Genomic DNA, 12892 nt, shown 5'->3' with positions numbered 1-12892 from the left:
TGGCGCCGTAGGAAGGTTCAGCGTATGCGGTGGCGGTACCGGGTTCTAGATCCGTCGGGAGGTCTGTGGGTCAGCCTCGCGTGTGGGAACCGACCATCTGGACATTCCCGGTGCCCTCGATGACCTCGCCGACCTGCCAGGAGTCGATCCCGCGACCGGCGAGGAACGCCAGCGTACGGTCGGCGTCCTCGGCCGCGACGATCGCGAACATGCCGATGCCCATGTTGAACGTGCTCTCCATCTCCATGTCGTCGATGCGCCCCTTGGTGCGCACCAGCTCGAAGATGGGTTGCGGCCGCCACGTGGCCCGGTCGACCACGGCGTCGACGTGGTCGGGCAGCACCCGGACCAGGTTGCCGGGGATGCCGCCGCCGGTCACGTGGGCCAGCGCGTGCACGTCGCACTCGGTGATCAGGTCCAGGCAGTCCCGGGCGTAGATCTTGGTCGGCGTGAGCAGCTCCTCGCCGAGCGTGCGCTGCCGGCCGAACTCCTCCACCACGCTGTCCAGCCGCATCCGACCGGCGCCCAGCAGGACGTGCCGGACCAGCGAGTAGCCGTTGGAGTGCAGCCCCGAGGAGCGCATGGCGATCACGACGTCGCCGACCTCGACCCGGTCGCGGCCCAGGATCTGGTCCTCCTCGACCACACCGACGCCGGTGCCGGAGATGTCGTACTCGTCGGGCCGCATCACGCCCGGGTGCTCGGCCGTCTCGCCGCCCAGCAGCGAGCATCCGGCGTACCGGCAGCCGTCGGCGATCCCCGCGCCGATCTCGGCCACCCGCTCGGGCACGACCTCGCCACACGCGATGTAGTCGAGCAGGAACAGCGGCTCAGCCCCGCACGCGACGAGATCGTCGACGACCATCGCGACCAGGTCGATGCCGACCGTGTCGTGGATGTCCATCTGCTGGGCGATGACCAGCTTGGTGCCGACGCCGTCGGTGGAGGAGGCCAGGACCGGGTTGCGGTACTTGTTCACGTCCAGCCGGAACAGGCCCGCGAAGCCGCCGATGTCGCCGACGACCTCCGGCCGCCAGGTGCGGTGGACCTTGCCTTTGAGCAGCTCGACCGCCTGCTCACCGGCGTGGATCGAAACGCCCGCGTCGGCGTAGGTGACGGTACGCCGGCGCCGCTCGCGGCCGTTGCTGCCGGCCGACCACAGCTGCTTGTCGGCCTTCCTGCCCTGCTCGGTCGTCTCGGCCGTCTCTCCGTTGTCGGCGGTTCCAGGTACGCCGTTGGCGTCCGCGTTGTCGATGCGCTCAGTCACGTGCGTCACTTTCTCCCATATGCATCGCGGCTGCTACCGCGAGTACCGCCGGATCGATTACTCGACGCCCGCGGGTCGAACCTCACGTCACGGACGCAACAGGGCATCCGCGCCGCCGGGACTTGCCGCGACGCGATCGCCGCCGCCAGCCTGCAGATCATTACCGGCGCGCCGGGCGTTCTCGCCGGGGTGCGACGAGTCCGCCTCGCGCCGCGGGGCACGGCCACCGGAACTGCTGGCCGTCTTGGCCAGCCCCTCCAGCACGTGTTTGCCGATGACGTTATCGGCGGGGAGGTCGATCGGGTACTCCCCGTCGAAGCACGCCCGGCACAGCCGGGTCTTGGGCTGCTCGGTCGCCGCGATCAGGCCCGGCAGCGAGATGTACCCCAGCGAGTCGGCCCCGATCGACCGCCGGATCCCCTCGGTGTCCAGGCCGTTGGCGAGCAGCTCGGCCTTCGTGGCGAAGTCGATGCCGTAGAAGCACGGCCACTTGACCGGCGGAGACGAGATGCGGACGTGCACCTCGACGGCGCCGGCCTCGCGCAGCATCCGGATGATCGCCCGCTGCGTGTTGCCCCGCACGATCGAGTCGTCGACCACGACGACCCGCTTGCCCCGTACGTTGTCGCGCAGCGGGTTGAGCTTCAGCCGGATGCCCAGCTGACGGATCGTCTGCGACGGCTGGATGAACGTGCGCCCGACGTAGGCGTTCTTGACGAGCCCGGCGCCGTAGGTGATCCCCGACTCCTCCGCGTACCCGATCGCGGCCGGAGTGCCCGACTCGGGAACCGGGATCACGAGGTCGGCCTCGGCGGGGTACTCGCGGGCGAGCGCCCGCCCGATCGCCACCCGGCCGGCGTAGATGTTGCGGCCGCTGATCGTGCTGTCCGGGCGCGCCAGGTAGACGTACTCGAACAGGCAGCCCTTGGGGTCCGGGACGGCGAACCGGCTCGAGCGCAGCCCGTGCTCGTCGATCGCGACCAGCTCGCCCGGCTCGATCTCGCGGACCACGCTGGCGCCCACCATGTCGAGGGCGGCGGTCTCGCTCGCGACCACCCAGCCCCGCTCCAGGCGGCCCAGCACCAGCGGCCGTACCCCCTGCGGGTCGCGCGCCGCATACAGGGTGTTCTCGTCCATGAAGACGAAGCTGAAGGCGCCGCGCAGGGTGGGGAGCACCTCGAGCGCCGCGGCCTCGACCGACAGGTCGGGCTTGGCCGCGAGAAGCGCCGTGACGAGCGCGGTGTCCGAGGTCGCGTTGGTGTCGGTGATGCCCAGCTCGGCCACGCGGCGCGCGAGCTCGGCGGTGTTGACCAGGTTGCCGTTGTGCGCAAGGGCGATCGTCGTGGCCGCCGACTCGCCCCCGGCGGGGCCGCGCGGCGGGGTCGCCCGCAGCGTCGGCTGGGCGTTCTCCCAGGTGGAGGCGCCGGTGGTGGAGTAGCGCGCGTGACCGATGGCGATGTGGCCGCGCAGGCTCGCCAGGGTCGGTTCGTCGAAGACCTGTGCCACCAGGCCCAGGTCCTTGTAGACCACCACGCTCGACCCGTCGGAGACGGCGATGCCGGCCGCCTCCTGGCCCCGGTGCTGCAGCGCGTACAGCCCGAAGTACGTCAGCTTGGAGACCTCTTCGCCGGGCGCCCAGACGCCGAAGACGCCACACGCATCCTGCGGGCCGGGGTGTTGGGGATCGAGGTCATGCGTAAGCAGACCGTCGCCTCGGGGCACTGCCGCTCCTGTGAAATGTCGCCGTGGGGCGTCGGGGTGACGTTGCCGCCACGCACACGCTGGTCGTCGCGGCACCCAGCGTACCCGAGGTTCATACTCCGACCCACTGGCACAATTCGGACATGGGCCGTGATCTAGTCGCCCACCCCGTCGTTACAGCGGAAGGAGAGACGACAAGTCCGCCCGAACGCCGCTTGCGGCGACCCGGCCGGCAGTCACCGCGGCGGCCCAGCCAGTGCGGCCGATGGCCAGCTCAAGCCAGGTCACCGGGTCCATTTCCACCACGTTCGGCGGCGTGCCCCGGGTGTGGCGAGGACCACCCACACACTGGACGGCTCCGTACGGAGGAACCCTCACCTCCACCGAACGGCCCGGAGACTTGGCCGCTAGCACGGAAAGCGTTGTCCGCACGGCGTCGCGTACTGTCGCGCGGTCTGGAGTACGGCCATTTGCCAGCGCATCAAGCACAGCCGCGACAGCCTGGTAATACGGTGGCTTGTCGGACACGTCCGGACGATACGACCGGCCGTAGGACGATGGCAACACGTGCCTGCCTTTCGCGCAGGCCGATGGACAAGGCATAGTTTGCTGCGGTGCAGCACGCTACAGGAACGCCGCTCGACATGGCGCAGTCGACAGCGGCGGGGAAGGGCTCGGATGAGGTTCAGCGGGGAACGAACCGGAGGGCTGGCGGCGTGACCAGACACCCGAAAGCATTGATGGGCGCCGGCGTGGCGGGGATCGCCGCGCTCGGTGCCCTGGCCATCGCGGGCCCCGCGTACGCCGACCCCGGCACCGTCACGGTGAAGGTCGGATCGCTGCCGGACTTCGCCCCCAACCAGCAGCAGACGCTGAACGTCACGGTGACCGAGACGTCGCCGGCGGCCAAGGTCACCCTCACGCTGCCGAACCCCACCAACGCGACCGCCACGGCCGCGGACTGCCAGGGCTGGGACGGCGTTCGGTGCACCCTCACCTTCACCGCCCCGTCGTCGAAGACGGTGCGCATCACCCTGCAGGCGACCGGGAACGTCGATCCCGGGCAGTCGAAGCAGATTCAGGGCACGGTCACCGCCAATGACACGACCGGCGCCAGCGACTCGGGGAGCTTCAGCGCCACCGTGAAGGGCCCCCAGCCGTCGCCGACGAAGGCGCCGACGGTCACGCAGGTCACCGGCACGGTGAAGGACTCCACGACCGGCGCCGCGGTCAAGAACGCCCTGGTGGCGCTGGGCGACAACGGCGCCTGCGCGCCGGGGAAGTCGCCGTGCCAGACCGGCACCGACAACAACGGCAACTTCAAGTTCACCGCGACATCGGACAAGCCCATCACGCCGGGCACCCTGCAGATCGGCGTCAGCAAGAACGGGTACGAAACCCAGGTCAAGGGTGTCGACGCGCAGGCCGGCCAGTCCGTCAACGTCGTGTTCGCGCTGAAGCCGACCGCCGTCGCCAGCGACTCGGCCAGCCCGGAAGCGCTGCCCAGCCTCGACGGCCAGGCCCCGAGCGCCGACGGGGCCACGCCGCAGGCGGCCGCTCCGAACACCCAGAAGGCGGCCTCCAGCACCGGCCTCAGCGCCGTCTCGTGGATCATCCTCGTCCTGGCCGTGCTGCTCGTCCTGGCCGGCATCGGCGTGTTCGTCATGATGTTCGTCAACCGCCGCAAGCGCGACGACGACGAAGGCGACGAGGGTGCCGCGCCGAGCGGCCCCAACGGACCGGCCGGTGCCGGGATGTACGGCGGCGCCCCGATGGTCGGACATCCCGGCATGACGCAGGCGATGGGGATGCCCGGGGTCTCGGACGCGGCCACCGCGATCATCCCCCCGGCGCGTCCGGAGGACGAGTTCCCCGACCCGTACGCGGCTCCCTACCCGACCCAGCACCCCGGCTACCCGCCGGCACCGAACGGGTACGGCGGCTACGACGCACCGACCCAGGTCGGCTACCCGGCCGGCTACGACCAGGCGACGCAGCAGCAGGGCTACGCCGGCGCTCCGACGGCCATGTACGGGCCGGGCGCGATGCAGGGCGGCGAGTACGGCAACCCGTACGGCGGTCAGCCGGCGTACGGGGGACAGCCCGGCTACGGCGGCGAGCAGGCTTACGGCGGGCAGCCCGGCTATGGCGGGCAGCAGCCGGCCTACGGTGGGCAGCCGGGCTACGGCGGCCCCGCCGGTGCCCCTCCGCGCTACGAGGAGGCCACCCGGCCGTGGCAGGGCGACGGGGGCACCTACCCCGCCGCTGGGCCCCAGCAGGGCGGCTACGGCGCACAGCAGCAGCACGGCGGCTACGACAACACCGCCGCTTACCCGCCGCCCCAGGACCCGTACCACCAGGAGGAGCCCCCGCCGGCGCCCACGGCGGGTGCGGCCCGGCGCGGCGCGCCGCAGGCGGGTCAGGGCGGCGACCGGCAGCAGCTCAACTGGCTCGACGACTAGGGTTCAAGCCGCAGCGAAAAGGGCGGCGGGGTTCGTTTCCACGAACCCCGCCGCCCTTTTCTATGAACTGTTGACCGACAGCTTGCCGGGTACCGGCAGGCCCGCGTCAGTCCGACGTGCCGGTCTCCGTCGCGTCCTCGGCCGGTTCCGCGGCCTCCGCCGCCGGCTTGGCCGGTTCCGCGGCCTCCGCCGCCGGCTCGCCGGGCTCGGTGCCGTCCGTCGCGTCCGCGGCGACCACCGCCTCGGCGGCAAGCTCACCCCGGGCCGCCTGGTCAGCTTCGAGCGCCAGGTCGGCCTCGGGTGCGGTGTCAGCCGCCGCGTCGGCGACAGCACCGGCGGCCGGGGCGTCCTGCTGCCCGGTGGCGCCCACCACGTGGCCGAACAGGCCCGGCAGGGTCGACGTGAACGCCTCCCGGAGCTCGGCGAACGGGATGCGGAACTGGCCGCTGACCTCGAGGGCCGCGCTGCGGCCGTCGACCACGCCGATACGGGCGTGGGCCAGGTTCCACTCCGTGCACAGCGCCAGGAACTCCTCCTCGTGCCCGCGCGGCACCGCGACGAGCGCCCGGCCGGCCGACTCGGAGAACAGCAGCACGAACGGGTCGACCTCGTCGGGGAACGAGATCGTCGCGCCGAGGTTGTGCCGCAGGCAGGCCTCGACCAGGGCCTGCGCCAGGCCGCCGTCGGACAGGTCGTGCGCGGCGCCGAGGTGGCCCCGCTCAGCGGCGGTCACCAGGACGGACGCGAGCAGCTTCTCGGCGGCGAGGTCCACCATCGGCGGGCGACCGCCGAGGTGCCCGTGCTCGACCCACGCCCACTCCGAGCCCGACAGCTCGGCGCGGGTCTGACCGAGCAGGATCAGGACGTCCCCGTCGGCCGAGAAGCCCATCGGCACCCGCTTCGTGACGTCGGACAGGACACCGAGGACGCCGACGACAGGCGTCGGGTTGATCGGGGCGGCCCCGGTCTGGTTGTAGAAGCTGACGTTGCCGCCGGTGACCGGGATCCCCAGCTCCTGGCAGCCGTCGGCAAGACCGCGTACGGCCTCGGCGAACTGCCACATCACGGTCGGGTCTTCCGGCGAGCCGAAGTTGAGGCAGTCGGTCACCGCGACCGGCGTGGCGCCGGTGACGGCCACGTTCCGGTACGCCTCGGCGAGGGCGAGCTTCGCCCCGTTGTACGGGTCGAGCCGGGCGTACCGGCCGTTGCCGTCCAGCGACAGCGCGATACCCAGGCCGCTCTCCTCGTCGAGCCGGATCACGCCGGAGTCTTCGGGCTGGGCGAGCACGGTGTTGCCGAGCACGTACCGGTCGTACTGCTCGGTGACCCAGGTCTTGTCGCACAGGTTGGGGCTGGCCGCCAGCCGCAGGACGGTCGCGCGCAGCTCGTCGCCGGTCTTCGGCCGCGGCAGGGTCTCCGCCCGGTCGGCGTTGAGCAGGATCAGGTCCGCCGGTTCGCGCAGGGGCCGGGCGTAGACCGGGCCGTCGTCGGCCAGCGAGCCGGGCGGCACGTCGACGACGGGCCTGCCCCGCCACTTGATGACCAGGCGGCCGGTGTCGGTCACCGTGCCGAGCGGGGTCGCGAGCACGCCCCACTTCGCGGCGACCGCGAGCACGCTGTCGACCTTGGAAGGCTCGACGATCAGCAGCATCCGCTCCTGGGACTCGCTCGCGAGGATCTCGTGCGGCTCCATGGACGGCTCGCGCAGCGGCACCAGATCCAGGTCGATGTCCATGCCAGTGCCGGCAGCCGCCGCGGTCTCGCTGAGCGCGCAGGTCAGGCCGGCGCCACCGAGGTCCTGGATGCCGACGATGAGCCCGGCGTCGTAGACCTCCAGGCACGACTCGATCAGCAGCTTCTCCATGAACGGGTCGCCGACCTGCACCGACGGCCGCCGCCCCTCGCTGCCGCTCTCGAAGGTGGCGCTGGCCAGCACGGAGACGCCGCCGATGCCGTCGCGGCCGGTCTTGGCGCCGAGCAGGATCACCACGTTGCCGGTGCCGGCCGCGGCCTTGTTCTGCAGGCGACTGACCGGCAGCACACCCACGCTGAGCGCGTTGACCAGCGGGTTGCCCTGGTAGCAGGGGTCGAACACGACCTCGCCACCGATGTTGGGCAGGCCCAGGCAGTTTCCGTACCCGCCGACGCCGGCCACGACGCCGGGCAGGACGCGCTTGGTGTCCGGGTGGTCGGCGGCGCCGAAGCGGAGGGCGTCCATCACGGCGATCGGCCGGGCGCCCATGGCGAGGATGTCCCGGACGATGCCGCCGACGCCGGTGGCCGCACCCTGGTAGGGCTCGACGAAGCTCGGGTGGTTGTGCGACTCGGCCTTGAACGTCACCGCGAGCGTGTCGGAGATCTGCACCACCCCGGCGTTCTCGCCGATGCCGGCGAGCATCCGGTCCGACTTCGGAGCCTTCGCCTTGAACTGCTCCAGGTGGACCTTGCTCGACTTGTAGGAGCAGTGCTCGCTCCACATGATCGAGTACATGGCCAGCTCGGCCTGGGTCGGACGCCGCCCGAGGATCTGCCGGATCCGGGCGTACTCGTCGTCGCGCAGGCCCAGCTCGAGGAACGGCTGGTCCTCGTCCGGGGTGCCGGCGGCCCGCTCGACGGTGTCGGGGCCCTCGTCGTAGTACGGCGAGATGGCGGCGTCGGTCACGTCGACGGTGACGCTCTCGCCGGCAGTCTCCGCTACGGTGGCTGCTGGAGTCGGGTTTTCCACCTCGTCGGGCCGGTCCACGGGGGCCGGCGCGACGACGCTTTCGTTGGTACGCGGTGTCGCGGTCATGCGTGCGCTCCGAGGTGTGCGAGCACGGAGGTGAAGAAGCCCAGCCCGTCGACGGACGGACCGGTCAGCGCCTCGACGGCGTGCTCGGGGTGCGGCATGATGCCGACAACGTTGCCGGCCTCGTTGCGGACCGCAGCGATGTCGCGCTCCGATCCGTTGGGATTGCCCCGCACGTAGCGGGCGACGATCCGGCCCTCGCCCTCGAGCTCGTCAAGCGTACGCGCGTCGGCCACGTATCGACCTTCGCCGTTCTTGACCGGGATGAGGATCTCCTGGCCGGCCTCGAAGCCGGCGGTCCAGGCGGTCCCGGTCGACTCGATCCGCAGCCACTGGTCACGGTTGCGGAAGTGCAGGTGCTGGTTACGGGTGAGGGCACCGGGCAGGAGGTGTGCTTCGCACAGAATCTGGAAGCCGTTGCAGATGCCGAGCACGGGCATTCCGTCGTGCGCGGCCTTGACGACCGACTCCATCACCGCGGAGAAGCGGGCGATCGCGCCGCAGCGCAGGTAGTCGCCGTACGAGAACCCGCCGGGCAGGACCACCCCGTCGACGCCGTGCAGGTCGGCGTCGGCGTGCCACAGCGACACGGCCTCCCCGCCCGCGATCCGGACGGCACGCTGAGCATCCCGGTCGTCGAGCGACCCGGGGAACGTGACGACACCGATCCGCATGCTCACCGGTCCGCCTCTTCGAGCTCTTCGACACGCAGCGTGAAGTCCTCGATCACCGGGTTGGCGAGCAACTTGTCCGCGATCTCGCGCGCGCGGTCGAGGTCGGCCTCCCCATCGAATTCGATCTCGATGTGCTTGCCGATGCGGACCGACCGCACGTTCTCGATGCCGAGCTGTGGCAAGGCACCGACGACGGCCTGACCCTGAGGGTCGAGGATTTCGGGCTTGAGCATGACGTCCACCACGACGCGGGCCACGGAGCACTCCTGACTGTTCGACGCAGGCGCCCTAGCGTACCCGTTACACGGCAAACGCCGGCTACCGCCTGTGTGACGACCAGCATCTGGGCGCTTTACGATCTTGGACACTTGTGCCACCCACAGGCCGCACAAGTGTCCAAGATCCGCCAAGAGCTACAGGATGGGCGCCGGCGCGTACGCGGCCGCCTCCGGATGCCGGGCGACGACCGCCGCGATCCGGTCAGTGACGGCCTTGACCTGCGCGGATGCGGCCCCGGTGAACGCCGACGGGTCGGCGACCAGAGCGTCGATCTCGGCGCGGGACAGGCGCAGGCGGGAGTCGGCCGCCAGCCGGTCGTACAGGTCGTTGTCGCCCTGGCCCTTCTCCCGCATCGCGAGAGCGACCGCGATCGCGTGCTCCTTGATCGCCTCGTGGGCGGTTTCCCGCCCGACGCCCTTGCGGACGGCCGCGACCAACACTTTCGTCGTCGCGAGGAACGGCAGGTACCGGTCAAGTTCCCGACTGATCACGGCCGGGTAGGCACCGAACTCGTCGAGTACGGTCAACAGGGTCTGGAACAGCCCGTCGGCGGCGAAGAACGCGTCCGGCAGCGCCACCCGGCGGACGACCGAGCAGGAGACGTCGCCCTCGTTCCACTGGTCACCGGCCAGCTCGCCGGCCATGTGCAGGTATCCGCGCACCACGACGGCGAGCCCGTTGATCCGCTCCGACGAGCGGGTGTTCATCTTGTGCGGCATGGCGCTCGAACCCACCTGGCCGGGCTTGAAGCCCTCGGTCACGAGCTCCTGGCCCACCATCAGCCGGATCGTCGTGGCCAGGCTGGACGGGCCGGCCACCGCCTGGGCCAGCGCCGACAGCACGTCGAAGTCGAGCGAACGCGGGTAGACCTGGCCGACGCTGTGCAGTACGCGCTGGAAGCCGAGGTGCGCCGCCACCCGCTCCTCCAGGCGCGCGAGCTTGCTCTCGTCGCCGTCGAACAGGTCGAGCTGATCGGCCGCGGTGCCGACCGGACCCTTGATGCCGCGCAGCGGGTACCGGTCGATCAGCTCCTGCACCCGCTCGTACGCGATCAGCAGCTCCTCGGCGGCGCTCGCGAAGCGCTTGCCGAGCGTCGTGGCCTGCGCCGGCACGTTGTGCGAACGCCCGGTCATGACCAGGTCGCCAGTCTCGATCGCCAGGCGGGCCAGCCGCCCGAGGGCGGCGACCATCCGGTCGCGGATCAGCGACAGCGAGGCCCGGATCTGCATCTGCTCGACGTTCTCGGTCAGGTCGCGCGAGGTCATCCCCTTGTGGATGTGCTCGTGCCCGGCGAGCGCCGAGAACTCCTCGATACGCGCCTTCACGTCGTGCCGGGTGACCCGCTCCCGAGCGGCGATCGACGCCAGGTCGACCTGGTCGAGGACCCGCTCGTACGCCTCGATGACGCCGTCGGGGACCTCGACGCCCAGGTCGCGCTGCGCGGAGAGGACCGCGAGCCAGAGGCGGCGCTCCGCGCGTACCTTCTCCTCCGGCGACCAGAGGGTGACCAGTTCGGGCGAGGCGTATCGGGCGGCGAGGACGTCAGGGACCAGGGGCTTCTCCGTCACCCGGTCAGTATCCCAGGCAGCTCGCGCCCCCTCGGTGTCGGTGCTGACGCGTACCGTACGCCGGTGACGTGGACCGCCGACGGTGACGAGTCGATGCGCGCCGGTGTCGGCGTGTACGTGCTCGCCGCCGCCTGCCTGGAGGTTGAGCACGAGGAGCAGGCGCGGCATGCGGTGGCTGCACTCGCCAAGCCTGGCCAGCGATTTCACTGGCGACAGGCGGCCACGCCGGTGCAGCGCAAGGCAGTCAGTGCCGTCGCCGGACTACCGGCACTGCACCTTGTTGTAATCGCCGCTCCCCTGGATCCGCGCCGCCAGGAGCGCGCCCGCCGACACTGCCTGCGCCGACTGCTGTTCGAGCTGGAACAGGCCGGGGTTGCCCGAGTCGTCATGGAGGCCCGCGAACCCCGCTTGAACACTCGCGACATCGAAGCGGTAGACGCCTTTCGCGCCGCCGGACTGATCGGTTCGGACATCGTCGTCGAGCACGGCTACCCGACCGGCCCCAATGGCGAACCACTGCTCTGGGTCCCCGACATCGTCGCCGGCGCGGTGGGCGCGGAGCTCGACCGCGGTGACCTGCTCGCCCAGGAACTGGCTGGCCTCGTTACCCACTACCGAGTGGAGCTGGGCTGATCCCTGAAAACGCGGAACCGAGGCCCTGAAATCCATCAGGAGTCCTCGGTCCACTTCCGACCCGTCAGCGGCGGGCGGCTCGCATCAACTGTAGCAGCGGCACCCATTCCGTGGGGGTGAGCATGTGAGGCCGTAAGGGTCGTCTACTTCGCGGACAGGATCGCGGTCACGCCCTGGCCACCGGCGGCGCAGATCGAGATCAGGCCCCGGCCCGATCCCTTCTCGTGCAGCAGCTTGGCGAGCGTGGCGACGATCCGGCCGCCGGTCGCGGCGAACGGGTGGCCCGCGGCGAGCGACGAGCCGGCGACGTTCAGCCTCGACCGGTCGATCGCGCCGAGTGGCGTGTCCAGGCCGAGCCGGCCCTTGCAGTACGCCGGGTCCTCCCACGCCTTGAGGCTGGCCAGCACCTGCGACGCGAACGCCTCGTGGATCTCGTAGAAATCGAAGTCACCGAGGCCCAGGCCGGCGCGTGCCAGCATCCGGGGCACCGCGTACGTCGGGGCCATCAGCAGGCCCTCGCCACCGTGCACGAAGTCGACCGCCGCCGTCTCGGCGGTCTCGAAGTACGCCAGCACCGGCAGGTGGTGGGCCGCGGCCCACTCCTCGCTGGCCAGCAGCACGACAGCCGCGCCGTCGGAGCGCGGGGTCGAGTTGCCGGCCGTCATCGTCGCGCCCTCGCCCTTTTGACCAGTCTGGCTCGGCGTGTCTGACGCCACGCCGCGACCCAGACCGGTCCCGAACGCCGGCTTGAGCGAGGCGAGCTTCTCCAGACTGGTGTCCGGGCGGAGGTTCTGGTCGCGGGTCAGGCCGAGGTACGGGGTGAGCAGGTCGTCGAAGAACCCGCGGTCGTACGCGGCGGCGAGCCGCTGGTGTGACTGGAGCGCCAGTTCGTCCTGCTCCTCGCGGCCGATTCCCCACTCCTTGGCGGTGATGGCCGCGTGCTCACCCATCGACAGCCCGGTGCGGGGCTCGCCGTTGCGCGGGATGTCCGGGACGAGCTGGGTGGGCCGCAGCTTGGCGATCGCCGCCAGCCGCTGCTGCAGCGAGCGGGCCCGGTTGAGCTCCAGCAGCGCCTGGCGCAGGTCCTCGTTGACGGCGAGCGGCGCGTCGGAGGTGGTGTCGACCCCGCCCGCGATGCCGGCGTCGATCTGCCCAAGGGCGATCTTGTTGGCCACCAGGGTGACCGCCTCGAGGCCGGTGCCGCAGGCCTGCTGCACGTCGTACGCGGGGGTGTGGGGGTCGAGGCGGGAGCCGAGCACACACTCGCGGGTGAGGTTGAAGTCCCGGCTGTGCTTGAGCACGGCGCCGGCAACCACCTCGCCGAGACGCTCGCCAGCCAGGCCGAACCGGGCGACGAGCCCGTCCAGCGCGGCGGTCAGCATGTCCTGGTTCGAGGCGCGGGCGTAAGGCCCGTTGGATCGGGCAAAGGGAATCCGGTTGCCACCGAGGATCGCCACACGGCGTGGAGCTGACTGCATACCGCCACCTTACCAACAGACTTACTCACGAGTAAGATTACG

10 protein-coding genes are annotated in these 12892 nt (G+C 71.0%); 2 read left to right on the top strand and 8 right to left on the bottom strand.

Going from position 1 to position 12892, the window contains the following annotated elements; genetic code table 11:
* Positions 1-70: 70 nt before the first annotated feature.
* From purM to HC031_RS04970, 3 genes are all read right to left on the bottom strand, one after another.
* Positions 71-1255: a phosphoribosylformylglycinamidine cyclo-ligase gene (purM, locus tag HC031_RS04980; protein WP_167924060.1), complete on the bottom strand. Its 1185-nt coding sequence runs from the start codon at positions 1253-1255 to the stop codon at positions 71-73.
* Between the two features lie 99 nt (positions 1256-1354).
* Positions 1355-2989 (bottom strand): amidophosphoribosyltransferase, encoded by a 1635-nt coding sequence (gene purF, locus HC031_RS04975; protein WP_167923935.1) that lies wholly within the window; start codon positions 2987-2989, stop codon positions 1355-1357.
* Between the two features lie 153 nt (positions 2990-3142).
* Positions 3143-3496, bottom strand: a complete 354-nt coding sequence (locus HC031_RS04970; protein WP_338090482.1) for a sterol carrier family protein — start codon at positions 3494-3496, stop codon at positions 3143-3145.
* Positions 3497-3684: 188 nt separating this feature from the next.
* Here HC031_RS04970 and HC031_RS04965 point away from each other — a divergent pair, with 188 nt between their 5' ends.
* A complete protein-coding gene (locus tag HC031_RS04965) occupies positions 3685-5430 on the top strand; it encodes a peptidase associated/transthyretin-like domain-containing protein (RefSeq protein ID WP_167923933.1) in 1746 nt (581 codons plus the stop codon).
* 106 nt (positions 5431-5536) lie between these two features.
* On the opposite strand, the gene purL is transcribed toward HC031_RS04965, so the two are convergent.
* From purL to purB, 4 genes are all read right to left on the bottom strand, one after another.
* On the bottom strand, positions 5537-8221 hold the full coding sequence (purL, locus tag HC031_RS04960) for a phosphoribosylformylglycinamidine synthase subunit PurL (RefSeq protein ID WP_167923932.1): 2685 nt from the start codon (positions 8219-8221) through the stop codon (positions 5537-5539).
* Positions 8218-8898, bottom strand: a complete 681-nt coding sequence (purQ, locus tag HC031_RS04955) for a phosphoribosylformylglycinamidine synthase subunit PurQ (protein WP_167923931.1) — start codon at positions 8896-8898, stop codon at positions 8218-8220. Before purQ ends, purL begins: the two co-directional genes overlap by 4 nt.
* On the bottom strand, positions 8895-9149 hold the full coding sequence (gene purS, locus HC031_RS04950; RefSeq protein WP_167923930.1) for a phosphoribosylformylglycinamidine synthase subunit PurS: 255 nt from the start codon (positions 9147-9149) through the stop codon (positions 8895-8897). Before purS ends, purQ begins: the two co-directional genes overlap by 4 nt.
* 156 nt (positions 9150-9305) lie before the next feature.
* Complete coding sequence (gene purB, locus HC031_RS04945; RefSeq protein ID WP_338090481.1) at positions 9306-10739, bottom strand: adenylosuccinate lyase; 1434 nt, start codon at positions 10737-10739, stop codon at positions 9306-9308.
* A 63-nt stretch (positions 10740-10802) separates the two neighbouring features.
* Between purB and HC031_RS04940 the strand changes: the two genes are divergently transcribed.
* Entirely contained in the window at positions 10803-11372 is a 570-nt protein-coding gene (locus HC031_RS04940) for a hypothetical protein (protein ID WP_167923929.1), read from the top strand.
* Positions 11373-11515: 143 nt separating this feature from the next.
* Here the strand turns inward: HC031_RS04940 and HC031_RS04935 are convergent, their stop codons facing one another.
* A complete protein-coding gene (locus HC031_RS04935; protein ID WP_167923928.1) occupies positions 11516-12850 on the bottom strand; it encodes an acetyl-CoA C-acetyltransferase in 1335 nt (444 codons plus the stop codon).
* Positions 12851-12892: the final 42 nt, after the last annotated feature.

It is taken from the genome of Planosporangium thailandense, from assembly GCF_011947195.1.
GTDB lineage: Bacteria > Actinomycetota > Actinomycetes > Mycobacteriales > Micromonosporaceae > Planosporangium > Planosporangium thailandense.
This window is presented reverse-complemented; position numbering and strand designations above follow the sequence as displayed.

Coding starts and splice junctions, on each gene's coding strand:
- purL (WP_167923932.1), bottom strand. CDS start 8,221: ATGACCGCGACACCGCGTACCAACGAAAGCGTCGTCGCGCCGGCCCCC.
- HC031_RS04935 (WP_167923928.1), bottom strand. CDS start 12,850: ATGCAGTCAGCTCCACGCCGTGTGGCGATCCTCGGTGGCAACCGGATT.